Origin of the sequence: Kitasatospora sp. NPDC058162 (genome assembly GCF_042884005.1) — a bacterium.
Lineage (GTDB): Bacteria > Actinomycetota > Actinomycetes > Streptomycetales > Streptomycetaceae > Kitasatospora.
This window is the reverse complement of the sequence record NZ_JBHVUS010000002.1, coordinates 200,517-226,239: the sequence shown is the minus strand read 5'-3', so window position 1 is coordinate 226,239 and position 25,723 is coordinate 200,517. Positions and strand designations below refer to the sequence as shown.

General features: G+C 75.4%; 14 protein-coding genes. 5 read left to right on the top strand and 9 right to left on the bottom strand.

What is annotated here, in order from left to right; translation table 11 throughout:
• Positions 1-77: 77 nt before the first annotated feature.
• The 3 genes from ACFVXG_RS04500 to ACFVXG_RS04490 all read right to left on the bottom strand — a co-directional run bounded on the left by ACFVXG_RS04500 (position 78) and on the right by ACFVXG_RS04490 (position 5,492).
• Positions 78-2,279 (bottom strand): hypothetical protein, encoded by a 2,202-nt coding sequence (locus ACFVXG_RS04500; protein ID WP_387924240.1) that lies wholly within the window; start codon positions 2,277-2,279, stop codon positions 78-80.
• Positions 2,280-2,482: 203 nt separating this feature from the next.
• A complete protein-coding gene (locus ACFVXG_RS04495; protein WP_387924865.1) occupies positions 2,483-4,096 on the bottom strand; it encodes a lipase maturation factor family protein in 1,614 nt (537 codons plus the stop codon).
• Positions 4,097-4,415: 319 nt separating this feature from the next.
• Positions 4,416-5,492, bottom strand: a complete 1,077-nt coding sequence (locus ACFVXG_RS04490) for a GAF domain-containing protein (RefSeq protein ID WP_387924238.1) — start codon at positions 5,490-5,492, stop codon at positions 4,416-4,418.
• A gap of 425 nt (positions 5,493-5,917) precedes the next feature.
• Between ACFVXG_RS04490 and ACFVXG_RS04485 the strand changes: the two genes are divergently transcribed.
• The 5 genes from ACFVXG_RS04485 to ACFVXG_RS04465 all read left to right on the top strand — a co-directional run bounded on the left by ACFVXG_RS04485 (position 5,918) and on the right by ACFVXG_RS04465 (position 11,471).
• Entirely contained in the window at positions 5,918-7,291 is a 1,374-nt protein-coding gene (locus ACFVXG_RS04485) for an acyl-CoA dehydrogenase family protein (protein ID WP_387924236.1), read from the top strand.
• 459 nt (positions 7,292-7,750) lie between these two features.
• Positions 7,751-10,030 carry a sensor histidine kinase gene (locus ACFVXG_RS04480; protein ID WP_387924234.1) on the top strand — a complete coding sequence of 760 codons (2,280 nt, stop codon included), beginning with the start codon at positions 7,751-7,753 and terminating at the stop codon, positions 10,028-10,030.
• Positions 10,030-10,461 carry a roadblock/LC7 domain-containing protein gene (locus tag ACFVXG_RS04475; RefSeq protein WP_387924233.1) on the top strand — a complete coding sequence of 144 codons (432 nt, stop codon included), beginning with the start codon at positions 10,030-10,032 and terminating at the stop codon, positions 10,459-10,461. Before ACFVXG_RS04480 ends, ACFVXG_RS04475 begins: the two co-directional genes overlap by 1 nt.
• On the top strand, positions 10,458-10,841 hold the full coding sequence (locus ACFVXG_RS04470) for a DUF742 domain-containing protein (RefSeq protein WP_350504082.1): 384 nt from the start codon (positions 10,458-10,460) through the stop codon (positions 10,839-10,841). The genes ACFVXG_RS04475 and ACFVXG_RS04470 overlap by 4 nt, the downstream gene beginning before the upstream one ends.
• A 54-nt stretch (positions 10,842-10,895) precedes the next feature.
• Entirely contained in the window at positions 10,896-11,471 is a 576-nt protein-coding gene (locus ACFVXG_RS04465; RefSeq protein WP_387924231.1) for an ATP/GTP-binding protein, read from the top strand.
• 114 nt (positions 11,472-11,585) lie between these two features.
• On the opposite strand, the gene ACFVXG_RS04460 is transcribed toward ACFVXG_RS04465, so the two are convergent.
• The 6 genes from ACFVXG_RS04460 to ACFVXG_RS04435 all read right to left on the bottom strand — a co-directional run bounded on the left by ACFVXG_RS04460 (position 11,586) and on the right by ACFVXG_RS04435 (position 25,696).
• The gene (locus ACFVXG_RS04460) at positions 11,586-12,038 is read right to left on the bottom strand and encodes a MarR family winged helix-turn-helix transcriptional regulator (RefSeq protein WP_387924229.1); all 453 of its coding nucleotides are present in this window, start codon (positions 12,036-12,038) and stop codon (positions 11,586-11,588) included.
• A gap of 108 nt (positions 12,039-12,146) precedes the next feature.
• Complete coding sequence (locus tag ACFVXG_RS04455; protein WP_387924227.1) at positions 12,147-14,219, bottom strand: hypothetical protein; 2,073 nt, start codon at positions 14,217-14,219, stop codon at positions 12,147-12,149.
• Positions 14,216-18,520, bottom strand: a complete 4,305-nt coding sequence (locus tag ACFVXG_RS04450; protein WP_387924225.1) for a DUF5682 family protein — start codon at positions 18,518-18,520, stop codon at positions 14,216-14,218. The genes ACFVXG_RS04455 and ACFVXG_RS04450 overlap by 4 nt, the downstream gene beginning before the upstream one ends.
• A 2-nt stretch (positions 18,521-18,522) precedes the next feature.
• Complete coding sequence (locus tag ACFVXG_RS04445) at positions 18,523-19,683, bottom strand: AAA family ATPase (RefSeq protein ID WP_387924223.1); 1,161 nt, start codon at positions 19,681-19,683, stop codon at positions 18,523-18,525.
• Positions 19,680-24,842, bottom strand: a complete 5,163-nt coding sequence (locus tag ACFVXG_RS04440) for a hypothetical protein (protein WP_387924221.1) — start codon at positions 24,840-24,842, stop codon at positions 19,680-19,682. Before ACFVXG_RS04440 ends, ACFVXG_RS04445 begins: the two co-directional genes overlap by 4 nt.
• Positions 24,839-25,696 carry a DUF4132 domain-containing protein gene (locus ACFVXG_RS04435; RefSeq protein WP_387924219.1) on the bottom strand — a complete coding sequence of 286 codons (858 nt, stop codon included), beginning with the start codon at positions 25,694-25,696 and terminating at the stop codon, positions 24,839-24,841. Before ACFVXG_RS04435 ends, ACFVXG_RS04440 begins: the two co-directional genes overlap by 4 nt.
• Positions 25,697-25,723 lie beyond the last annotated feature (27 nt).

Here is a 25,723-nt window from a genome sequence, read left to right as displayed (position 1 = left end):
CCCCGCCGCCGTACGGCGCAGGGCCCGGGACGCGCGTGCGTCCCGGGCCCTGCGTGTCCGGCTGTGTCGCCCGGACGTCAGCCGCGCGCGGCGGTGACGGCGGCGCCCAGCGCCTCCTTGATCCGGGGACCGAGACGGGCGAAGCCCAGCTCCTTCATGGCCGCACGGAGCAGTTCCTCGTCGCTCCGGCCGGTGCCGTCACCGTCGATCCAGCGGACGACGGCGAGCAGTTCGTCCGCCGAGTAGGCGGTCACCGGGCGGCCGGGGGTGAAGTCCGGCTTCGCCGGGCGGCCGGGGGCCTCCTCGGCGACGGGCTCGGGGGTCGGCTCGGGCTCGACGGCGGGCTCGGCGGTGACGGCCTCGGGCTCGGGCTCGGAGTCGACGGCAGGCTCTTCGGCTGCGACAACGGCTTCGGCCTCAGCCTCGGCCTCGACCTCGGGCTCAACGACGACGGCCTCGGGCTCGACCTCGGCGGCAGGCTCCTCGACGGCGGGCTCCTCGGCCACCACGGTCGTGGGCTCCTCGACGACCTCGACCTCGGCCTCAACCTCGACCACCGGCTCGATGACCTCGGTGCTGGGGGCCTCCACCACGGCCTCGGGCTCGGCGGCGGGCTCCTCGTCGATGACCTCGGGCTCAACGACGACAGCCTCGGGCTCGACCTCGACCTCGACGGCGGGCACCTCGGCGACAGCCTCGGGCTCCTCGACCACCACGGCCGGAGCCTCCTCGACGACCTCGACCGAGGCCTCGGCCTCGACCTCGACCTCGACCTGCGGCTCCTCGACCGCGATGGTCTCCGGCTCGGCCTCGACCGCAACCTCGACCTCGGCGACGGGCTCCTCGGCCTCGACCGGCTCGGTCTCCGCCACCTCGTCCGCGACTGCGGCTTCGGCCAGCGCGGCGGTGGCGGCGGCCACCAGGTCGTCAGCAGCCGGGGAGGGCGCCGGGAGGGACACCACGGCGACCGGGGCTTCCTCCTTCTCCTCCTCCACCACAACCGACTCGGTCTCGGACGTGACCTCAGCCTCAGCCTCGGCCTCAGCAGAGTCCACGTCCGAGTCGGAGACGGTCCCGACGACCTCGGGCTCGACGTCCGACAGCTCGACGTCCGACTCCTCCACCCCGGTCTCCTCGACGACCGGCTCAACGACCGGCTCAGCGACCGCCGACTCGGCCAGCCCGTCCCGCTGCCCGGCGGCCAGCGCCTGACGCGCGGCGGCCTCGGCCTCGGCGCCGGACTCCGCCGTATCGACCTCGACTTCGGTCTCCGCCTCGGCCTCGGCCTCGACGTCCACCGAAGCCTCGGCCTCCACGGCCACCGACGACGCCAGCCCGTCCCGCTGCCCGCCCGCGAGCGCCTGCCGCGCCGCGTACGCGGCCTCGGCGGCGCGGCGGTCGGCCTTGGCGGCGGTGAGTTCGGCGAGCAGGTCGGCGAGGCCGGCCTCCTCCAGGGTGGCGCGCAGGCCGCGGATGGTGGGCAGCCGGTAGAGGGTGCCCTCGTCGGCGGCGAGGCGCTCGACCAGGTCGGCCAGTTCGGTGAAGGCGAGCCCGTCGAGGTCGTGGTCGGGCAGCAGTCGGGCGAGGCCGCGCAGGCCGGTGTTGATCGGCTCGAAGGCCTGGGCGGTGCGCTCGACCAGGCCGCCGTCGGCGGGCACCCGCGGGAGGGTGCCGGCGGGGGCGACGGCAGCCCACGCGCGGCGCTCGATCTCGGCGGAGGTGAGCGCCTCGTGCAGGTCCTCGCGGCGGACCTTGCGGTCGTGGGCGAGGGTGGCGGCCTGCTTGCGCAGCGAGCGGCCGCGCAGCCAGGACAGCTTGACGCCGTTCTCGCGGCGCCAGGTGCTGTCGGCGGTGGCGGCGGCGAGGGCGGCGAGGTCGGCGTCGTACGCGGCGCTGGTGAGGGTGGCCGAGGTGCGGCGGACCCGCTGGAGCATCTCGACCAGCAGCGCGGTCTTGGCCACGGTGTCGGGCTCGTCCAGCTTGACCTCGGTGGCCATCGCGGTGACGGCCTCCCAGGTCTGCTGGAGGTCGCTGCCGCGCAGTTCGGCGAGCGCGGTGGAGGCGGCGCGGGCGTCCTCCGGGGTGGCGACGGTGTCGACGGCCGCGTACCAGGCGTGGGTGTCGGCGCTGAGGGTGAAGGCCCCGAGTTCGGCGTAGCGGCCGAGGTCCTCGCGGAGGTCGGGCTCCGCAGCGGCGTCCTGGGGGTCCTTGACGTCTGCGGCGTCGGCGACGTCCGCCGGGTCGGCTGCGTCGGCGTTGCGCGAGTGAAGCACTGTCATGTGAGGTCCGGTTCTGGGCGACGACGGCGGGGCTGGCGGCGAGGGGGCGGCGGGCCGGGTGCACGGGGCCCCTGGGGCGGGGCCGGGGGGCGCGCGGTCGGGCCGCCGGTTGTGGAGGCCCAGAATACGGGTGCCCGTTCGAGCCTTGCACGCACCCACCGCCCGACGGGCCGGTGTCGCCTGCCATACCGCCCGCCTGGCCGCTACTCGGGAGGGCCGCCCGGGTGGCCCGGTGCTGGTCCGGACGGGTGGCCGGGGTGCTCCGTCCGGGGTGGGCGTGCCCGGCGCAGCCGGTCGAGCGGGACGGTGCGCACGCGCCGGGGACCGCTCGTGGAACGGCCGGGCGGCGGCGGGCCGGTGGACGGCCGCCCGGGCGGCGGGTAGTGGCCGGCCCGGCCGAGGGTGGGCAGGTCGACCGGCGCGAGGTAGGCGTGGAGCGCGGTGCGGTGCCACCAGGCGCCGGTTTCCCGCAGTTCGCGCCATCCGGTGAACCGGTAGAGGTAGAGGGTCGCCCGGACGTGGGTCGGCGGGGCGTCGGGAAAGGGGTTGTGGCGCAGCAGCCGCAGCGTCGCCCGGTCGCCGGCCAGCAGGCGGGCGACGAAGGGGAGGAACCAGGGGCGGGCGTAGGAGGGCGAGATGCCGGCGAACCACATCAGCCAGTCCAGGCGCAGGTGGTAGGGGGCGTACTGGCGCGGGAGGCGGCGCACGTCGCCGGGTTTGCCCTTGAAGCCGTACTCGCGCCAGACGGTGTGCGGGGTGAGGACGGCCTCGTCGGTGCCCTCGACCACGACCTCCTGGCGCAGCCGGTTGACGCTGCCGAAGGCGCCGTAGGTGTTGACGAGGTGCAGCCGGTTGAAGGAGCGGTTCATCACCTGGCCCCGGGAGAGCAGGTTGCGCACCGGCCAGTAGCTGAGCACCAGGACGGCGGCGGTGACCGTCATGACCACGACCTGGTACCAGACGGGGGCGCCCGGGCGGTGGTGGACGGGCACGGACAGGCCGAGGCGGGCCGGTTCGACGGCGGCGAGGGTGAGGACGACGGTCAGCCAGTTGAGCCAGGCGAAGTTGCCGGAGGCGATCAGCCACAGCTGGGTGGCGATCACGGCGCAGGCCGCGTAGCTGGCGACGGGCTGCGGGAGCAGCAGGCCGATCGGGACGAGGAGTTGGACGACGTGGTTGGCCGCCGCCTCGACCCGGTGCAGCGGGTCGGGCAGGTGGTGGAAGAACCAGCTGAGCGGTCCGGGCATGGGCTGGGTCTCGTGGTGGTAGCGCAGGCAGGTCAGGTCGCGCCAGCAGCTGTCGCCGCGCAGTTTGATCAGTCCGGCGCCGAACTCGACCCGGAAGACCAGCCAGCGCATCAGCCAGAGCACGGGGGTGGGCGGGGCGGTGTCGGCGTTGCCGAGGAAGGCGGCGAGCGAGCCGGCTTCGAGCAGCAGCGACTCCCAGCCGAAGGAGTACCAGGTCTGCCCGACGTTGACGATGGAGAGGTAGAGGGCCCACAGCACCGCCCACACCGGGATCGAGGCCCAGAGCGGGAGGACGTCGGCGAGGCCGGCCGCCACCGCGGCGGCCAGCGCGGCGCCGCTCCAGGTGACGGCGGCGAAGAAGCGGTCGCTGTAGTGGAGGTGGAAGAGGCCGGGCGAGCGGCGGAACGGGACGCGGGCGGTGAAGCGGGGCACCGGCAGCATGCCGTCGGTGCCGATGAGGGCGCGGAACTGGGCGGCGGCGGCCAGGAATCCGATCAGGTAGAGGCCGGCGAGCAGGCGTTGGACGAGCAGTCGGCTCAGCCAGTAGTCGGGGGCGGCGAACCAGTCGATCCAGTCCATGCGGCCCATGCCTACCACCGGCGGGCCGTCCTCGGGCCGTCGCCGGGCCCGGCCGGGGGTGCGGGCGGTGGACGGTTCACCCGCTCGGCCCGGAGCGCCTGTTCGGCCCGGCGCCCGTTCGGCCCGGGACGGCGGCTCGCATGCCGTGCCCGTCCCGGAACGGCACTGTGGCGGGGAGCCTCTCCTCGGGGGTGAGAGGCGCCCCGCCACGGCGGTGGGCGGTACGGGTGGTGCGGTGGGCGGTACGGGTGGTGCGCTGGGCGGGTGCGCCCGCGGGCCGTGCTGCCGCGCACGAGCGACGGTCGGCCGCTCAGCTCGGCAGGACGAGTCCGGTGCCGCCGGCGATGCCCGGTCGGCCGGTCGGGGTGGCGGCGCCGTTCTGCTGGAGCCGGTCGACCAGCAGTGCGGCGAGGGTGCCGAGTTCCTCCTCGGTGCGGGACTGGGCGGTGACGTCCATGCCGACGGTGAGGACGCCGTTGACCTGGCCGGTGCGCGCGACCCGCAGCGGGGTGCAGGTGAAGCTGAAGATCTGCTGGATGCGCTGTGCCTCGGGACGGCCTGACTGGATCCGGACGTCGTTGAGGACGGTGGCCCGTCCGGTGTGGTAGGCCTCCGCGACGGCCTGCTGGAGGCCGGCCGCGCCGAGCTGGGGGTAGGCGGTGCCGATCGAGCCGTACGCCACCGGCGCGCCGAAGGTGTCGGCGTGCTGGGCGTTGGCGTAGCGGATCTCCTGGCCGGGGCCGTCGGTCAGCATGATGGGGAACGGGGAGCCGTCGAAGGCCGCGAACATCTCCTGCTGCTGGGCGAGCAGGTTGTCGCGCAGCCGGATCTCGGAGAGCAGCGCCTCGGCGAGGTGCTGGATGTCGCGCAGCCGCTCGCGTCCCCACTGCCGGGGTTCCCGGTCGAGGACGCAGACGGTGCCGATGACGGTGTTGGTGTCGTCGACGAGCGGGGCGCCGAGGTAGGCCCGGACGCCGAGTTCGTCCACGACCGGGTTACCGGCGAACCGGGGGTAGGCGAGGATGTCGTCGAGTGCGAGGGGTGAACGCTGGGCGACCACGTGCGGGCAGAAGCCGTGACTCATCGGCATCTGACGGGTGGGAAGGTCGAAGGCGATGCCCCGATCCGCCCAGGAGGCGCCTTCTTCGACCGCGACGTCGGAAGAATTTGGCGGAATGTAGAGCCCCCGGAACATCTGGCGCTCGTCGTTGATGAAGTTGACCATCGCGATGGGAGCGCGGGTGATGCTGGCTGCCAGGTGGGCGAAGCGGTCGAAGGCCTCGTCCGCGGAGGGTTCGTTGAGACCCAGGCTGCGCAGCCTGCGGGTGCGTTCGGACTCCCCGGCGGCACCCGGGAACTGGCCTTGAGTGCTCATCACATCAGTCATGGCGCACATGTAATCAGACATCCGGGCAGTGCGGTGCTACCGGGACCGATCACCGGCCTTGCTGATGAACAGTCAAAGCAGCATGTGAGCGACTGCGCGGCGCCGCGCGCGAGCGGGGAAGGTCAATCCCCTACCGGCACAGTGGCAAAACCCGCCACCCTCGAGACGGGCCGAATCCCGCCATTCCAAGATCGACTCTGTATGGACCCCATGTGCCCATATGACAATGAGCCCTGCCGAAGACACGGACGGTAGTTCCCCGGGAGCCACGGGAACCCCGGCCCGGATCCGCATGCACCGATGGCTTGGAAGCGATCGGCACCGCCACACCTCCACACCCCCACCCGATCTCCCTGGGGGAGCGGCCGGAGCGGCATCTACGGCACGAACGGAGGCACGACACCACCGGAACGAGAGGACCAAGCATGGCGATGGACTACTTCACCGACGAACGACACGAGAGCCTCCGGGCGGAGGTCCGTGAGTTCGCGGAGAAGGAGGTGCGTCCTCAGGTGGCCAGAATGGAAGCCGACCGGGAGATCGAGTTCGAGCTCTCGCGGGAGATCGCCCGTCGCGGCTGGATCGGCGTCACGATCCCGCGCGAGTTCGGCGGCCTGGGCCTGGGACACCTCGCCAAGACCGTCATCGTCGAGGAACTGGCGCGGGTCAGCGGCGCGATGGGTGCGATGGCGCAGGCCTCACAGCTCGGCGTCGCCAAGGTCATCCACTTCGGCTCGGACGCCCAACGGCGGGAGTGGCTGCCGAAGTTCGCGTCCGGCGAGTGCCTGCCGACGATCGCGGTCACCGAGCCGGAGTCCGGCGGCCACGTGCTCGGCATGGCGGGCACCGCCCGCCGCGAGGGCGACGAGTACGTGCTCAACGGCCGCAAGGTGTTCGTCGGCAACTCGCACATCGGCGACGTCCACGGGGTGGTCTTCCGTACCGACCGGGGCAGCAAGGGGCTGTCCGCCTTCCTGGTCGAGAGCGACCGGCCCGGCTTCCGCGCCGGCACCGTCGGCACCCAGGGCGGGCTGCACGGGTTCAGCTTCGGCGAGCTCGTGTTCGAGGACTGCCGCATCCCGGTCGGCAACCGGCTCGCCGAGGAGGGGCAGGGCCTCGACGTCGCCTACTCCTCCTCCACCCTGTACGGCCGGCTGAACCTGGGCGCCGTCGCGCTCGGCATCCACGTCGCCGTGGTGGAGGACACCGTGCGCTACGCCGAGGAGCGGGTGCTCTACGGCAAGCCCGTCAACCAGCTGAACAGCATCGCGCTGAAGCTCGGCGAGATGCAGTCCCGGCTGATGACGGCCAAGTTGGCCGCGTACCACGCCTCGCACCTGCTCGACAACGGCAAGGCCTGCGACGCCGAGCTGATGAACGCCAAGCTCATCAACACCGAGTACGCGATGGACTCGGCGCGCCAGGCGATGGAGATCTTCGCCGCGCGCGGCACCCAGGAGGAGCACAACATCATCCGCTACCTGCGGGACGCCACCCACATCTACGCCCCGGCCGGCACCTCGGACGTGCAGAAGCTGCGGCTCGGACAGGTGGCGACGGGCACGTACGGCAAGCAGTGGTCGGCCGAGCTGGCCGACCTGGCGAGCTGGGCGTGGACCGAGCTCAACCAGCTGGAGTCGGGGCCGTCCGCGGTGTCCTCGGTGTCCGGGGCGTCTGCCGTGTCCGGGGCCTCCGCGGCGTCCGGGGCGTCCCCGGCGGAGGAGCTGTACGGGTACGGGGTGCGCGGTGTCCGGGGCGTCCGGGCCAGTCGGGTGGTGCCGCTCTCCGCGGCGGGCTGAAAGTGGCCAGTTGAACCGGCGGGCTGAAAGTGGACGGTTGAAACCCTTACCGACGCCCGGACGGTGGCGAACTTTCAGCATAACGACGGTTTGACCTGTTCCTGACGGCTCCCCGAGAGGCCCCGACCGGCCTCCCGGGGAGCCGTTCCTGCTCCACCGCGACCGCGCTGAGCAGCGGCGTTCCGTCGGCGAACGCTCTGACCGGGAGTGGCCGTTCCTGCCATCACCCGTTCACATATCGTCAGTTGATGTTGCGATGAGGGCACCTGGGACTGATAGGTTTCCTGCCGTCGGCGGCCGCGCTGAACCCCGCACGGACGGTGACACCGCGTCACCCCGTCCGGCGACCCCGGGCCTCGGCGCCCTGACGCCCGGTCCGGGACGCTCGGGTCGCTCGGGCCGACCCGCCGTCCGGCCCCGAGACCCGGCCCGCAACCCGGCCCTGCAACAAGGAATCAGATGCCAGGCATATCGGCCCCCCGCTCGGGCCACCGCGCCGGCCGGTCCGGCTCCCTCCGCAGCTCGCTCCTCGCCCTCGTGCTGGTCCCCAGCCTGGGCCTCGCCGCCGCCTGGGGCTACGCCGCCTACCTGCTGCGCGACGCCGGAAACCGCACCGCGCTGCTGGCCGGAACCGCCGTCGTCGCCCTGGTGCTGCTGGTCAGCCTGGTCCGCGGCATACGCGCCGCCCGGTCGCTGTCCGCCCGGCTCGCCGGACTGCGCGGCGACACCTTCGCCCTCGCCCAGCAGGAGATCCCCGAGGTCGTCGGGCGGCTGCGCGCCGGGGAGCCGGTGCCCACCCCGCCCACCTGGGCGCCGTCCCGGCGGGCCGGCGACGAGGTCCAGCAGACCACCGACGGCCTGGCCGCCGTCCGGCAGGCCGCCGTCGCCGCCATCGTCCACCAGGCCCAGGGCCGCGAGGGGACGAAGAAGGTCTTCCTCAACATCGCCCGCCGCACCCAGATCCTGATCCACCGCCAGATCAGCATGCTCGACGCGCTGGAGCGCGAGCACGAGGAACCCGAGCTGCTGCGCGAACTGTTCGCCGTCGACCACCTCGCCACCCGGATGCGGCGCAACGCCGAGAACCTGGTCATCCTCGGCGGCGCGCTGCCCGCCCGGCGCTGGCGCAACGCCGTGCCCATGGTCAACGTGCTGCGCAGCGCCGTCTCCGAGACCGAGAACTACGCCCGGGTCGTCGTCCAGGGCGTGCCGCGCGCCTCGCTCAGCGGCCAGGCCGTCGCCGACGTGATCCACCTGATCGCCGAGCTGATCGAGAACGGCACCACCTTCTCCCCGCCGTACACCCAGGTGCAGGTCTCCGCGCAGGAGGTCCCCAAGGGCCTGGCGGTCGAGGTCGAGGACCGCGGCCTCGGCATGACCGAGGAGGAGTACGAGCGGCTCAACGAGTACCTGGCCAACCCGCCCGAGCTGGACGTCTCCGCGCTCGGCGACGACCTGCGGCTCGGCCTGTTCGTCGTCGCCCGGCTCGCCGCCCGGCACGACATCCAGGTCACCCTGCGGCCTTCGCCGTACGGCGGGACCCGGGCCGTGGTGCTGGTGCCCGCGGTGCTGCTGGAGCAGGCCGAACAGCCCGCCGCCGTGCCCGGACTGCCGTCCGGCGCGCGGGTCACCCGGACCCCGGTGCCCGAACCGCGGCCGTCCGAGGGCGACTTCGGCGTCGTCGACGAGGAGCTGTCCGGTGCGCTGGCGGGAGTGCTCAGCGGGCTGACGGGCGACGCGCCGGGCGGGGTCGGCGGGACCGGCGCCGCGACGGATCCGGCGGGCGGTGCCGGCGGTCCTGTGGCCGGTGGCGGCGGTGCTGTCGCCGGTGGCGGAGACGCTGTCGTCGGCGCCCCCTCGATGCCCCAGGCCGCCGCGCCCGGTGCGGCCGGTGCGGCCGTCGCGCCCGGTGCGGCCGGTGCGGCCGTCGCGCCCGGTGCGGCCGGTGTGGCCGGTGTGGCCGGCGGCGAGGTGATCGTCGGTGAGCTGCTCGCGCGGCAGGACGGTGCGGGCGGCGGGCCCGTCCTCGACAACGCCGGACTGCCGGTCGGCGCCGAGATCCCCGGGCTGCCCGGGGCCGTGGTGGTGCCCCGGCCCGTACTGCCCCGCCCGTACGACCTGCCCACCGGTCCGTCGGCGGAGCTCGCCGCGCAGCTCGACCCGGGGGCCGGTTCGGCGCCCGGCCACGTGGACGGGCCCTTCGTGGACGGGCCGCCGGTGGAACCGACAGTCGTGAACCCGGCCGTCGTGAACCCGGCCGTCGTGAACCCGGCCGTGGTGGACTCCGCGGTCGGCTTCGACGGGGTCCCCGCCGACCGGTCGACGCCCACCCACGAACGCCCGCAGGAGGACAGCGTGCAGCACGGCCCGGACGGCGAACTGCGCACCCCGCGCGTCCTGCCGCAGCGGGTCCGCAACGCCAGCCTCGCCGAGCAGCTCCGCGAGGCCCACGCGCCCGGCACCATGATGCCGCCCGCCTCGCCGTCCGCCCCGCTCCCCGCGGCCGCACCGTACGGGGCCCACGCCGCTCCGGCCGGTCCCCGGTTCGGCGAGGCCGACGACCCCTCGCCGTCGCGGTCCCGCGCCACCATGGCCGCCATCCAGCGCGGCACGCGGAGCGCCCGCGCGGCCGGTACCGCACCGGACGCACCCGCCATCGCCCCCAACCCGGCCGCACCTTCCGCCCCCGAGGGAGCCGCGGAGGCCGCCGCCGTTCAGGAAGTCAAGGAACAGCAGTGATGACGCAGCACACCGAGACCCAGCGCGACCTCAACTGGCTGCTGGACCAGCTGGTGGCGCGGGTCCCCGAGACCCGGCACGCCATCGTCCTCTCCGAGGACGGCCTGCTGGTCGGCACGTCCAAGGACCTCGACCGGGCCGACGCCGAGCACCTCTCCGCCGTCGCCTCCGGCCTGCAGAGCCTGGCCCGCGGCGCCGGACGCCGCTTCAACGGCGGACGGGTCCGGCAGACCGTGGTCGAGATGGACCAGCTGTTCCTGTTCGTCACCACCGCCGGACAGGGCGCCCGACTCGCCGTCCTCACCAGCGAGCAGGTGGACGCCGGGCTGATGGCCTACGAGATCAACATGCTGGTCAAGCAGGTCGGCCAGTACCTCACCGCGGCGCCGCGCAGCGACGCGGGCCAGGTCGGCGCGGGTGGCGGTGCGTGAGCACCGCCGACGCCGACGAGGGCTGGTTCTACGACAAGGACGCCGGCCACCTGGTCCGCCCCTACGCGATCACCAACGGGCGCACCGGCCCGGTCCGTGACGGCTTCGCGCTGATCACCCTGGTGGTCACCGCCGACCCGCGCACCGACACCAGCCGGTTAACCCCCGAACCGGCCGCGATCCTCGACCTGTGCCGCGAACGCCCGCTGGCCGTGGCCGAGATCGCGGCCACCATGGACCTGCCGGTGAGCGTGGTCAAGGTGCTGCTGGACGACCTGGCGGAAGCCCGGCTGATCCTCACCCGGGCCCCCGTCCAGCTCGCCGAGGCACCGGACATCTCCCTGATCCAGGCCGTGATCGAGGGCGTCCGCAGACTCTGAGGCTGCGGACCCCGAACGGCCACGACCCCCCAGTTCCCTTCCAGGAGACCCGAATTGACGACCCAGAGCCTGGTGCCGGGCGCGGTCAAGATCCTCGTCGCCGGCGGCTTCGGCGTCGGGAAGACCACCATGGTCGGCTCGGTCAGCGAGATCGAACCGCTGCAGACCGAGGAGCGGATGACCCGCGCCAGCATCGGGGTCGACAGCCTCGAAGGCATCCAGGGCAAGTCCACCACCACGGTGGCGATGGACTTCGGACGGATCACCGTCCGCGAGGACCTGGTGCTCTACCTCTTCGGCACGCCCGGGCAGTTCAGGTTCTGGTTCATGTGGGACGACCTCGCGCTCGGCGCCCTCGGCGCGATCATCCTCGCCGACACCCGGCGGCTCGAATCCAGCTTCGCCGCCGTGGACTTCTTCGAACAGCGCGGCATCCCCTTCGCCATAGGGGTCAACTGCTTCCACGGCCGCCGCGACGCCACCCCGGAGGACGTCCGCCGCGCGCTCGACCTCGGGCCGGAGGTACCGGTGGTGCTGTGCGACGTCCGGGAGCGGGCGTCCAGCAAGGAGCTGCTGCTCGCCCTGCTCGACCGGGTGCACCGGGACGCGCTGGCCGCCGGGCGGCGGTGAGGCGCGGTCCCGGTGACTGCCCCCGGCGTTGTCACGCCTTCGCCGGGTTACGCCTTGGCCAGGTTACATCTTCACCGGGGTCAGGCCTTCGCCGGGGTGAGGTGTCCGCCGGGGTCAGGCCTTCGCCGGGCTGAGTTCGGCGAGCGCGCCGACCAGCGGGGCCAGTTCGGGCAGCTCGGCGGCCTGGGCCAGCGTCGCCTCGAGGGTGGCGTCGTGCACTGGGCGGGCGGCCTCCAGCAGGGCGCGGCCCTCCGGCGTCAGCTCGGTGTAGATGCCGCGACGGTCGTCCGCGCAGAGGTAGCGGCTGAGCAGGCCCCGGTCCTCCAGGCGGCTCACCAGCCGGGTGGTCGCGCTGCTGCTCAGCGCCGCCGCACGGGCCAGCTGCTGCATCCGCATGTGCCAGCCGTCCTGCCGGGAGAGCGCGTCCAGCACCGTGTACTCGACCACCGAGAGCTTGTGCTCCGCCTGGAGCGCCTTCTCCAGCGCGGCGTCGATCAGCCCGTGCAGTGCGGCAAGCGTCCGCCAGCCACCGGCCCGGACCTCGGCCGCGTCATCGCGGATGGACATGGCTCGCCTTCCCTTCGCATTCGTCTGTGCGCGCGTGCGTACTGAGATGTCTCCTCTCTCACAAGTATGCCAGTTGGCGCGGATAATCGGTCTCTGCAAATACTTTGCTCATACCTCCGCCTGCGCCTCCCTCCGGGGAACCTCACCACCGTCCCCGTCCTCCGGGCCGCCCCAGGCGGCGGAGCAGAGCGCCGTCGCCAGCGCCTCGGTGTAATCGGCGGCCGCCAGCCAGGCGGTGGCGAAGGCCTCGTGGTCGTCCGTGACGATCCGGCCGAACACATCGCGCGGCTGGTCCGCCGCAGCCGCCCGCAGGCCGTCCAGCAGCTCGGCGGCGGTCACCAGCCCGGCCGCACGCAGCAGGCCCCGGTCGGCCGCCGCCGCGGCCGCGCTCGGCGCGAGGGCGGACCGGCCGGTGGTGACGGCCTGCTCGACCCGGCGGCCGAGCACGTGCACCGGCGGGCCGACCGGCGGCGCGGTGGGGAGCTCCGCCGACGGGCCTGCCGAGGGCTCCTTCGGTCGCCCGGTGGACGGGTCGGCTGGCGGGTCGGCTGGCAGGTCGGCGGGCAGGTCAGCGGTCTGCAGGCGTTCCAGGCCGAGGTTGACCCGGTCCGCCCGGTCGGCGGGGAGGGCGAGGCCACCGGTGGTGTCCCCGTCGGGGGTGTCCCGGTCGGGGGCACCCGGGGGCGTACCGACGGCCAGCACCCGCAGCTCCGGGCGGTCGGCACGCTCCAGCCGGCCGATCAGCCGCAGCCGCAGGCCGGGGACCGTGGCGAGCAGGGCCAGGTTGGCCCGGAAGGCCAGGTCCGGGTGCTCGTGCCCCGGGCACAGCGCGATCACCGACCCGCTGCTCCCCGCCGTACGGGCGAGCAACTGGAGCGCCCCGCCGGGACCGGTCGGGGCCGTACCCAGCAGGACGACGTCCAGGAACAGCAGGTCGCTCCCCGCCGGGCGGCTCTCGTACGGCAGCTCCTGCGCCGCCAGCGCCCGCGCCACCTGGGCGGCGGGCGACTCGGCCCAGAGCCGGGCCACCGGCTCCGCCGTCCAGGCCGCACCCGTCGCGCGGACCGCCCGGACCGAGGCCCCGGCGCCCAGCCGCCCGCCCGTGGACCTGGTCGCGCCCTGGACCGCCAGTCCGGCCCGGCTGAACTCGCGGTGGGTCAGCGCGGCATCGCCCAGCCGCACCGTCCGGTTGCCCGCCCCGACCGCCAGCGGGGCGGCGGTCGCGGCGTCGCCGTGCGGGGTCACCTCGGCGACTGTGCTGAGCCGGCCGCCCGCGTCCACCGCCCAACTGACCACGCCCGCATGGGTCGAGGTCAGCACCGGTTCGGCGAACAGTCCGTACAGTCGCAGGCCGCCCTCCTCGGCGTAGGCCTGGCGGGCGGTGCCGCGCAGCGCGGCGAGCGGGGTGGGGGTGCCGGCGGGGGCGCCAGCGGGGGCGCTGGTGAGGACGGTGGTGAGGCCGAGCAGCTCGCGCAGGCCCGCCACCAGGTCCGCCAGCCGGTGGTCGGGCGCGCCGGAACGCGCCGCCCGGATCCTGGTCACCACGGCGACCGCCGCCGCAGCCGGGCGGTACAGCCCCGCCACCCGCGCCCCGTGGCCGGACCGCAGCAGCTCCGCCTGGGCGACCGCACCCGCTCCGCTCACCCCGGCGGCCAGCAGCGCACACGCGGCCCGGTGGAGCTGACGGGCGGCGGCGCGTTCGGCCGGGGTGAGGGTGGCGGGTGCCGGTTCGGGCGCGGGCTTGGTCGTCGCTGTGGCCGTGGCTGGTGCCTCGGGGGTCGCCGTGGCCGGAATTCCGACGGCCACCGGATCGTCGGCCTCCGGATCGCCGGCCTCCGCCAGCGGGCAGAGGGTGACGGCGGCGGCCCGGTGGACACAGGCCGGGGCGAGCAGGCAGCCACACCGGACGTTGGCCGGTCCGGTGACCACCCCGCCCGGCGCGTGCAGGACGAGCACGGCCTCCTCGTCCACCTGCACCCGCCACTCGTCGCCGTCCCGGCTGAGCGGCCGATCGGCGAGCTTCGCCGCCGCGCCGTCCAGCCGCTTCTGGAGGCGGGCGCTCAGCGCCGACACCACCTCGGCGACCACCTCGGGCCGGACGCCCGGCCAGCCGTCCCCCAGCCGATCCTGCACCGTCTGCACCGCCTGCGTCGTCTGCGTCGTCTGCGTCGTGGCGTTCATCGCACCTTCTCCCCCACCCAGCGGGCCAGTTCCAGCGGGCTCAGCGCCGCCACGGGCATCCCGGCCGCGACCAGCTGGCCCGCGACCGCCTTCGAATAGCGGGCCTTCCCGGAGTCGTCCAGCGCCGCACAGCCCAGCAGGTGCACGCCGGAGTCCACCAGGGCCCTGGTCTGGGCGATCAGCCCGTTGACCGGGCCGCCCTCCTCGAAGTCGCTCACCACCGCGATCAGCGTCCGCGACGGCACCGTCACCAGTTCCCGCGCGTAGCGCAGGCCCGTCGCGATGCTGGTGCCGCCGCCGACGCTCACCTCCAGCAGCAGGCTCAGCGGATCCGCCACCTGCTCCGTCAGGTCGAGGACCTCGGTCGAGAAGGCCACGAAGTGGGTGCTCAGCGAGGGCACCCCCGCCAGGATCGAGGCGGTGAGCGCCGCCCAGACCGTGGACGCCTCCATCGACCCCGACACGTCCACCACCAGGATCAGCCGCCAGTCGTTGGCCTGCCGCGCCCTGGTCCGGAACACCGGGCGCTCGGGCACGATCACGGGGCCCGAGCCGTCCGGCGCCGGACGGGCCGTGGCGAGGTTCGCCCGGATCGTCCGGTGCAGGTCCAGCCCGCCACCCGGGCGCCGCGACGGGCGCGGCACGCTGATCCCGGTCAGCGCCGGGCGCAGCCTCGTCGCCAGCTCACGGCTCAACTCGTCCACCATCCGCCGCACCAGCGGGCGCAGCCGCGCCACCCGGGCCTCGGGCAGGCCGCCCGCGTGGTCCAGCACCGCGCGCAGCAGGTCCACCGACGGGCGGACGGCCGACGGGTCGATCGCCTCCAGCACGTCCGTACGGCCGTGGGCGACGGCGGCCGCCAGCACCTCCTCCCGCACGCCCGGGCCGAACAGCGCCTCCAACTCCTCCGCCCACTCGCGCACCCCGGGGAAGGACGCCTCGCGGCCGCCCCTCCCACTCCCCCGGTCGTCCAGGCCCGGGCCGGAACCCTCGCCGTGGCCGCTGCCGTACAACTCGTCCAGCGCGGTGGCGAGTCGGGCGCCACGACCGGACAGGCCGCCCGCGCCGGGGCGGCCCAGCAGCAGGCGCCAGCGCTCGGCGGGGGTGAGCACGTGGCCCGGGTGCGGCAGTGGTCCGGCGGGTGCCGGGGCCGGGGCCTTCACTTGCTCTTGCCCCTGCCCCGCATCAGCGGACGGCAGCAGTCCCCTACCGGCCAGCACCCGGCGGGCGGCCAGGTCCGCGCGGACCCAACGGGCCACCAGGGCCGGGTCGGTCTGCTCCGGCAGAGCAGCCAGCCGGGTGCCCAGACGCTCCTCCACCAGGGACAGCAGCCGGTCGCGGGCGGCCGGGCTGAGCGTCTCGAAGCCGCCGCGCAGCGCGGGCAGTCGGTCCAGGAACGCGGCGTCCGAGAGCGAACCGACCCGCTCCAGCACCGGATCGAGCGCCTCGGGCGCACTGTCGAACAGCCCCTCGGCGGCGGTCAACACCCCCACCAGCGCCCGCCCCAGCACCTGCCGCGCCCGCACGTCCGTAGCCCCGTCCACCCAGGACGCGGCCCGCACGCCGAACACCTCCGCCGGCTCCTGCCCGAGCAACACCCGCACCGCCCCGGCCGCACCCCGCACCAACGGGCTCCCCCGCTCAGCGAGTTCGCCCAGCACGTACCCCAACCGCACCCCACCCAGCCGATCCGCCCGCCGCGCCAACTCCACCAGCGCCCGCGCATCCGCCGGATCATCCGACCCGCCCAACCCCTCCACCTGCCGCACCGCCACAGCGGTCAACAACTCCACCGCCACACCGAGCGGTGCCCCAGGGCGGGGCGGCCCGGCAGCCGGTCGACCATCAACAAGGCCGGAAATGCACTCGGCGGGGCCCTGCGCGGTGGGGCCGGCGGTCTGGTCGGCGGGGCCCTGCGGAGCGAGGTCGCATGTCTGGTCGGCGAAGGTGGGCTCAGCCTGGCCCGGGCTGCCCGGCGAGGCCTCATCGGCTGGCAGGGCTGCCACAGCAGGCCCCGCGAGGGCCGGGGCCACCGACACCGCCGCTACGGCGACAGTGACAGCGACGGGCTCATGCACGGCACCCCGCGAGCCCAAGACCGTACGGTCGGGGGCCTGATCGTCGGGGGCCTGATCGTCGCGGGTTTGCGCGGTGGGACCGGCGGTCTGGTCGGCGGGGCCCTGCGGAGCGAGGTCGCAAGTCTGTTCGGCGGAGGTGGGCGCAGCCCGGCCCGGGCTGCCCGGCGAGGCCTCATCGGCTGGCAGGGCTGCCACAGCAGGCCCCGCGAGGGCCGGGGCCACCGACACCGCCCCTACGGCGACGGCGACGGCGACGGCGGCGGGCTCATGCACGGCACCCCGCGAGCCCAAGACCGTACGGTCGGGGGCCTGATCGTCGCGGGTTTGCGCGGTGGGGGCGGCGGTCTGGTCGGCGGGGGTGGACTCGACCTCGTCCCTGCCGCCCGGCGAGGCCTCATTGGCTGGCAGGGCGGGGGCTGGGGTGGGGAGGCCGGGGAAGTGGCCGGCGGTGAGGCGGTCGAGGAGGGTGAGGGCGGCGAGGAGGTCGGGGAGGGTGGCGGTGGTGGGGAGGGTGGTGGTGAGTTGGGTGAGGCGGGTGGTGGTGAGGGCGGGGAGGGCGCAGGAGGCGGCGGCGGTGAGGCCGTCGAGGATCTCGCGGGGGGTGGGGTCGTCGGTGAGGCGGGTGCGGAGGGTGCCCTCGGCGGCTTGGGCGGGGGTGACGCCGCGGGTGCCGGCGACGGTGAGGAGGGCGGTGACGGTGGGGGTCCAGTGCAGGCGCCAGCGGGTGCCGAGGGTTTCGGTGCCGCCGGGGCCGGTGGTGGGGACGGGGTCGGCGTAGGGGACGCCGCAGGCGGTGAGGCGGTGGAGGAGGATCTCGCGGCGCCGGTCGAGGGGGCTGCGCAGCGGGTCGAGGCGCACTTCGCGCGGGCCCGGGTCGGTGGGGCCGGGGAGGCCGAGTTCGGCGAGGAGGGTCTCGACGGCGGGGCCGAGTCCGCTGCGCGGGGCGGCCGGGGTGGGCCGCCCGGTGCGGGTGCCGATCAGGACCTGTTCGAGGGCGCGGGCGACGGCCCGGCCGCGGCCGAGGGGTTCGCCCTGGGCGAGCACGGACTGGACGGCTTCGACGAGTTCGCCGCGCCCGGGGGCGGCGTGGCCGCGCAGCCGGGCGAGGTCGCCGGCGAGGCGGACGATCTCGCGGGCGTCGGCGGGGCCGGAGGGGTGGTCCTGGGTGCGCAGGGCGGCGCAGATCCGGACGGCGGTGGCGGTGAGCGCCTCGGTGAGGCGTTCGGGGTCGCCCCCGGCGTCGAGGACGGTGTGCTGCCACTCGGGGTCGCGGATGCCGGCCGGGTAGCCGGAGCGGGCGTCGAGCAGCGGGTAGGTGTACGGGATGAGGGAGAGCACGTGCCCGGGCTCGTCCGGGTGGGGCGGCTCCTCGGGGGCGGTCGGTCCGTCGAGCAGGGCGGGGGCGTGGAAGGAGCCGACCACCACGGCGGTCCGGCGTCCGTCGGCGGAGGCGGCCCGGATGCGGGCGCGCATCCAGGCTTCGCGGCGCAGGTCGTACGGGTCGACGCCGGGGCCGGTCTCGGCGTCGTGGCGCAGCGCCCAGCCGACCAGGAGGGCGGCGCGCCGGACGGCCTCCGGTGTGGAGCCGGGGGCGGCGGTCTCGACGAGGCGGTCCCAGAGGTCGTCGTCGTCGGCGCGGCCGGTGAGGCGGTGGCGCAGCGCGTCGGCGACGCCGGGGCCCGACGGGGTTGCGGCCGGGTGCCGGCCTCGGGCGCCCGCGCTGCCGGTGCGGTGGGCGAGCGGGAGGTCGCAGGCGATGGCTTCGACGCCGTTGCGCCGGGCCCAGCGCAGGGCGACGAGTTCCGGGGAGAAGTCGGCGAAGGGGTAGAAGGCGAGCCCGCCGGAGGGCCCGTCCGCGTCGTCCGGGCCGGCCGGGGCGGCGGCCAGGGCGACGGGGGCCTCGGTGGCCTCGTCGGCGAGCCGGTCGAGCCAGGGCTGGAACTCGGCGGGCAGTTCGACCAGGACGGCCTCGGGCCGGGCGGCGTCGAGCAGCGCGGGGAGGACCGCACTGAGGGAGGGCGCGTGGTGGCGCACGCCGATCAGGTAGGGCCCGGGACGGTCGGTGCCGGAGCCGGCCAGCCGGTCCGTCTCGGCGCGGACGGCTCCGGCACCGAGGTCGGCGTCGAAGTCGGTATCGAGAACGGCACCGAAGTCGGCGCCGAGCTCGGCGCCCGCCGTGGCGGGGCCGTCCGGGGTGGTGGTCTTCACCGCGCTGCTCGTCATCGTCAGACCTCCAGCGCCGAGCGGAGGTCCCACAGGGTGCGCCAGGTGGCGGCGCCCTGTTCGGCCCGGCGGCGGACCGGGCCGTCCCAGTAGCCGAGCAGCCGGGCCGCGTCCGCCGGGTCGTCCTTGCGGACGACGCCGAGGAGTTGGCCGGGGAGGCGGCCGAGGAGGTCGCCGCCGTCGGGCAGGTAGGCGGCGGTGACGCCGAGGGCGGTGGCGACGGAGACGGCTTCGGCGGTGCTCATCACCGTGGAGGGGCGTTCGACCTCCCAGCCCTCGGTGGAGCGGCCGGTGCGCAGGTCGCGGAAGGCGGTGACCAGTGCCTCCAGCACGGCGTCGTCGACGGCGTAGCCGGCGCCGGCCCGGGCGACGGCGCCGGTGGACTGGCGGCGGACCAGCTCGACCTCGGCGGCGAGGCTGCCGATCGGGCCGACCGTCTCGAAGTTGAACCGCCGCTTGAGGGCGGCGGACATCTCGCTGACGCCCTTGTCCCGCAGGTTGGCGGTGGCGATCAGGGTGAAGCCGGCGGCGGCGTGCAGCTGCCCGTCCGGGGTGCCGGCCAACTCGGGGACGGCGATGCGGCGTTCGGAGAGCAGGGAGACCAGGGCGTCCTGCACCTCGGGCAGGCAGCGGGTGACCTCCTCGACCCGGGCGACGGCCCCGGTGGTCATCGCGGTGAGCACCGGGGAGGGGACGAGGGCTTCGCGGCTGGGGCCCTTGGCGAGCAGCAGGGCGTAGTTCCAGCCGTACTTGAGCTGGTCCTCGGTGGTGCCGGCGGTGCCCTGGACGGTGAGCGCGCTGGTGCCGCAGACGGCGGCGGCGAGCAGTTCGGAGAGCATCGACTTGGCGGTGCCGGGTTCGCCGACGAGCAGCAGGCCGCGCTCCCCGGCGAGGGTGACGACGCAGCGTTCGACCAGGGCGCGCTCGCCGACGAACTTGGGCTCGACGGCCAGGCTGCGGCGCCCGGCCTTGAGCTTCTCGCCGCCGCTGCCCATGACGAAGGTGACCACGGCGCGCGGGGTGAGGCGCCAGCCGGGCGGGCGCGGGCCGCTGTCGTGGGCGGCGAGGAACTCCAGTTCGGCGGCGTGCTTCTCCTCGGGCGGGACGATCTGCCGGGTCGCGGTGGTGGTGGTCTCGGTGGTGGTGCTCTCGGTGCCGGTCATCGGCGGGCCTTCCTGCGCTTGCTGGTCTGGAGCTCTTCGTAGCCGGGGGCGTCGCCGTCGAGGGTGCGCTGCCAGGCGCGGGCGAACAGTTCGGGGACGGGCAGCTGCGGCAGCGCCGGCCGGTGGGTGGGCAGCGGGTACAGGGCGGCCTTCCAGGTCTCCGCCGGAAGGGCGGGGGACTTGGCCTCCTGCCAGCCGCCGGGCAGGAAGAGGCTGCGGCCGGCCCGGGCCCGCTTGGCCTCCAGCACCAGTGCGCCGGCGGCGAGTTCGGCGCGGGCGCGCTTGAGGCGGGCGGGCTTCCAGCCCGTCCAGCGGGCGGTGTTGCGGTCCGTCGGGTCGGGCAGGGCGAGCAGTTGGAGGTAGAGCGCGGCCGCGTCCTCGCCCAGGCCGTGGGTGCGGGCCGCCTCGGCGACCAGCTCGGGCGCGCTGAACTGCGGGTTCTGCAGCCAGGCCGGGCCCTCGGCGGTGGTCGGCACGGCCGTGGCGGTGGCGGCGAGGCGTTCCGGTTCGCCACCCAGGACGGACCGGACGGCGGCCAGGTCGGCGCCGAACCAGTAGCCGTCGGCCAGCCCGAGGAGCAGGTCGATCAGCGGGTCGTCGGCGCCGGTGAGGCCGGCGGGGCGCAGCCAGATCTGCTCGTACTCGGTGCGGTAGGGGCTGAGGACGAGCGCCGGACCGCAGCGGACCAGGCCGTCCGGGTCGGCTCCGCCCTCGGCGGGCAGGCCGAAGTGTTCGCGCAGGACGGTCGACAGCGAGGCGCCCTTGGTGGTGGTGACCAGGCCGAACCCGAGCAGCAGCTCCGGGTCGGCCAGGCGGGTGCGCAGCGCGGTGGCGGCCGCGGGCAGCAGCGGGCGCAGCGGGCTGTCGGCGGGCAGGTGGTAGCCGAGCCAGCGCAGCGCGTCGATCGTGCCCGGCAGGATGCCGGCGCCGGGGACGGCGGTCGCGTCCTCGGCCTCCAGTTGGAGTGCGGCGCGGCTGCCGTCGGTCAGCCGGTAGCCGGTGGTGCGGGTGAGCCACGGCGTCCGGCCGGGGTTGAGCACCTCCTCGATCCGGTCGATGTGCACGCCCTGGACGCCGGGAAGGACGTCCTCGGGGAGGGTGACCAGTTGCCCGAAGTGCCGGGTCCAGGCGGCGGCCCCGGCGGCGAGGTCGGGGCCCTCCGTCCACAGCCGCTTCGGGTCGTCGAGGGGCAGCAGGGCGCCCCAGACGTCGGCGACGGCGTTCTGGTCGAGCCCGCGCAGCCAGGCGCGGGCGGCCTTGATCTCGGCGGCCTTGAGGCCGTGTTCGGCGGGCACGTCGATGTCGCCCCACTGCAGCAGCCCGGGGGGCGGGCAGAGCAGCAGGGTGGCGCGGGCGGTGCCGATGCCGGTGAGTTCGGTGAAGGCCGCGGCGCGCTCGGGCTGCCAGGGGACGGTGCCGCGCAGGGCGGCGACCCGCCAGAACTTCTCCGTCCAGGCGAAGCCGACCCGCTCCTCGGTGCGGCGCTCCCAGACGGTGGTGAAGTGGGCGACGGGGCCGAACTCGCCGCTCGGGTCGTGGTCGACGGCGTGCCAGTGGGCCGTGCCGTCCGGGTCCTGGTGGCGGTAGTCGAGGATCACCACCGTGCGGTGGCCGTGCCGCAGCACCTCGCCCCGGCGGTAGGCCGCCGGCCGGTGGCCCTTGGCGCGTTCGTCCGTCTCGGCGAGGACGACCTCGCGCAGGGTGGCGCCGCGGTCGGCGAGCGGGCCCCTGGTGAGCTCGCCGAGCAGCAGGACCAGCGTGGAGCGGTGCGCCGCCGGGGTGAGCGGGTTGGCGATGGCGTGGGCGATGACGTCCACCCGGCCGAGCAGGTGCCGCCAGCCGTGGTGGGCGTCGCCGCCGTGCAGGGTGACGGTGGCCTCGGTCGTCCAGCCCTCGCCCGGCACGGCGGTCGGGGCGGCCGGGACGGTCGGTACCGCGAGCACGGCGGTGACGGCGCGCAGGTTGTTGAGTACCTGGTGGCCCCCGTCGTTGCCCCAGGTGCGGCCCAGGCCGGACGTGCCGGGCAGGACGGCGTTGACGGCGTCGCGCAGCTCGTCGTCCCGGCCGTGCTGGGGCCGCCACTCGGCGGCCTCGGCCTTGGTGGGGCGTTCGGCGTCCGGCTGCGGGAGGAACCGGGCGATCCGGTCGAGCAGGTCGGCGGCGGTGCGGGCGAACCCGGCGACGCCGGCCAGCAGCAGCGGGTGGGTGATCCCGGGCAGGGCGGCGCCGACCGCCTCGACGGGCAGGCTGTCGCGGGCCTCGCCGCGCTGGGCGAGCGGGCGCCTCACGCCCTGGACGGTGAGCCAGCGCTGCTCGTCCGCCGGGACGGGCTCGGTGTCGACGGGCCAGGCGAGGTCGATAAGTCGGGCGGCCTGGTCGGCCGTCAGGGCGCGCAGCACCTGGGAGCCCGCCTCGTCGCGGGGCCGCAGGGCGTGCCAGTGGTCGAAGGGCGGGATCAGCGCGGTGCCGGCGGCGGGGAGCCCGCCCGAGCGGCAGGAGCGCAGGTCGGCGGTGCGGTCGGAGCGCTCGGCGAGGTCGGGCAGGCCGAGGTCGAGGAACTCGCCGGTGCGGCTGACCACCGGGCCCTGGGCGCCGGGCAGGGCGAGCCGGCCGACCGGGAGGATGTGGGTGTCGTCGCGGCCGTTCAGCGGCAGGACGATGCGCTGTCCGTCGGCGGTGAAGGTGGTGACGGCGCGTCCGGGGTCACGGCGGATCCAGCTGCCGAGCACGGTGCCGTCGGTGCCGAGCGGGCTGTGCTCCAGGCCGGGCTGCAGCGGCAGCAGGCGGGCGCTGCCCACGACGAGCGGGCCGGCCGCGGCGGTGGCGGCGATCACGGGCGGTTCGGCGGCCCGGCCCAACTCACCGGTGGCCGGGTCGAGTTCGCGCAGCACGGGGCTGCCGTCCGGAGCGTGGCGCAGCGTCCAGTGGCCGGTGCCGTCGCCGAGGACGGGGTGCTCCTCGGGCAGCCGGGTGTCGCCGGGGTGCAGCGGGCGGGCGCCGGTGGTGCGGCCGCCGCCGGGCAGCGGGAGGGAGGTGTCGTCCGGGTGGCGGTCGCCGTAGTAGTAGTAGCCGGCGATGGTGCGGCCGGTCAGTTCGAAGGTCTGGTCCGGTCGGCCGGACCAGTAGGCCTTCTGCTCGCCGGCCTCGTGCCAGACGACGAGGAGTTCGCCGTCGACCAGGCGCAGTCGGGGCCGGTTGCGCACGCCCGTCAGCGGGGGCACCCGCAGGGTGTGCTCCAGCAGGATGCCGTCCGGGCCGACCACGAGGGCCCGGTCGTGGCGGGCGAGGATGAGGTACGGCCAGGCCTCCTCGACGATCAGGTCGTTGAGGGCACGGGGGCGGTGGCCGGGGGCGTTGTCCGGGAGGGCGTCGGGGGCGGGCGGGTCGGCGAGCCGGGCGAGCGCGTCCTCCAGCGCGGGCCAGCCGAGTTCGTCCAGGATGCCGGCGCCGAGGGCGCGGGTGAGCAGCCCGGTGACGTCGAGCGCGGCGATCTTCTCGGCGGCGGCCGGGGCGACCGTGCGGATGGCGGTGCGGTACGTGCTCAGCGAGCGGGCCAGGTCGGCGGCGCCGGCCAGGCCGCGGATGGCGGTGAGCTCCTCGGCGCGTTCCTCGGCCCACTCCCTGAACAGCTCGCTCAGCAGCGGCAGGACGGCGGCCCGGTGCTGGACGGCCTGCTCCCAGGCGGGCGGGGCGGCGCGGCGCAGCAGCGGCCGGAACCGTCCGTCGGCGGCGACGGCGGCGAGTGAGGCGGCGACCGGGCCGGTGGCGCCGGTGGCACTGGTGGCACCGGCCGCACCGCTCTGAGAGACCCACTCGCGCAGGTCGAAGCCCACCAGGTCGGCCGGCGGGTCGGCCACCGGGACTCCCGCGGCGAGCAGGAGCTCCAGCAGGTCGAGCCGGGTGAGGCTGACCCGGATGCCGGTGAAGAGGTCGACCGGGACGGCGTCGGCGCGCAGCCGCTCGACCATCCGGCCGGCCAGGGCGAGGGTGGCCGGGCAGCCGGGCCGGTTGCGCCAGCCGCGGCCGAGGTGGTGGCACCAGCGCTGGAGCCAGGCCGCGGCGGGCTCGGCGCCCTCGGGGCGCGGGCCGGTGAGCAGTTCCTCGGCGCCGGTGGCGGCGAGGACCTCCAGCCAGGCGGCGTCCTGGGCGGAGGCGTCCGCGCCGCCGGCGGCGGCCGGGTCGGGCAGCAGTTCCAGCAGGCGGGTGCGGACCCCGGCATCGTCGCGGCCGAGCTCGACCAGTGCGCCGTGCCAGGACTTCCAGAACGCGGCGGGCGCCCGGTTGACCGCCGGGGAGTCCAACAGCTCTGCGAGCAGGGACCGTTCGTGCTCGGCGCGGTCCAGCCCGGCGGCCCGGATCAGCGCGCGGGCGTCCTCGGCGACGCCGGCGTACGGGGCCATGCCGGCCGCGGAGCGCTCGGTGCACAGCTGGCGGAAGCGCTGCCAGGCGGTCAGCGGGTCGAGCCGCCGGGCGAGCTCCTTGACGTACTGGCGCAGGGACTTGACGGTGAGCGCGCCGGCCAGCGCGAACTCCAGGAAGACGGCGCGCAGCCGCTCCTCGTCGACCGCCAGGTTGTGGGTGCGCTCGGCCTCGCGGGCCTTGCCGAACCAGGCCGCGGCGTAGGTCTGGTTGCCGTGGGTGAGGAAGATCCGGCCGACCTCCTCGCAGAAGGTGGGCAGGAAGTGCGGGACGGCGCGGCCGAGCCGGGTGGCCAGCTCGTCGAAGCCGTCCTTGGCGGCGCCGGGCTTGGACTTGGCCTGACGGGCCAGCCGCTCCAACTCCTTGACCAGGGCAAGCGCGTGGTGCCCGTTGGCGGGGTCGTTCACCAGCGCCCAGGCCGGGAAGCCGAGCGCCTCCTGGCGGACCTGGCCGACCTCGGCGGGTTCGCCCTCGGGGGCGAGGCCGAGGAACTCCAGCGCGAGGTCCTCGGCGGGGCCGAGCGCGCCGGGGACGAGCCGGACGATCCGGCGGCCGTCGAGGGCGGGGTGGGCGTAGCCGCGGGCGGTCAGCACGTCGGCGGCGCTGCCGGGGCGGCCGGCGTCGGGCAGGGTGCCGGGCGGCAGGACGGCTCCGGCGTCGAGCAGCGCTTCGGGCGTCGCGGCGCCCTGGTGCGGGACGCCCTGGTGCGGGACGGTGGTGGTCATCGGGCTGGTGGTCATGCGGCGTCCTCCCCTTCGATCGTGCGGCCCGCGTACAGGGCGGCGGCCATCCTCATGCCCTCGGACCAGGCGACCGGTCCGACCTCGGCGAGCGGCAGGGACCGGCCGTCGGGGCCGGCCCAGCTGAGCGCGCCCGTCTCGCAGGCGTCGTACTCGTAGTAGTCGCCGACCCACACCCGGGCCTCGACGGTGCGGCCGCCCTCGGTGATCGGCTGGACGGCGGAGCCGCCGCGGACCCGGCAGCCGAGCCGGGCGCAGCGCCCGACCAGCTCGCGCAGCTCGCGGTAGCGGCCGCCGGCGTAGGTGCCGACCTCGGTGCCGGCCGGGGGCTCGGCGGGCCGGTGCCAGACCTCGCGGTAAAGCTGCTGGACGCGCTGGGAGACGCCGAGTTCGACGGCGAACTCGCGCAGGTCGTCGAGGTCCGGGAGGAGCACCGGGTGGGGTATCAGGACCTCGCCGTCGGTGAGGCGCACGGTGTCGCCGTCCAGGTCGACCAGGCCGAGGCCGCGCTCGGCGTCGGCGTCGCGCAGGAAGCCGGCCACGGCGCCGTCCGCGCCGGTGACCACGACGTCCCGCAGGACGGCCTGCCAGGCCTCGTCCGGCCAGACGGCGGCGAGCACGGCGGCGGGCACCGGCAGCGAGCGCACCATCCACCGCTCGACGTCCTCCTGGCAGCGCCGCTCGTGCGCGGCGAGCCATTCGGAGAGCTGCTTGAGCTGGGCGACCACGGGGTCGTCAGCGAGCTTCGACGGGACGGACTTGAGGTCGCGGCCCGCCGCGTTGCGGCACACCACCCTGCCCTCTCCGTCGAGCGCGACGCGGTACCCTCCCGCGCCCGTTTCCACCCATGCCATAGCCGTACTCCTCCCACCGGGGAACGT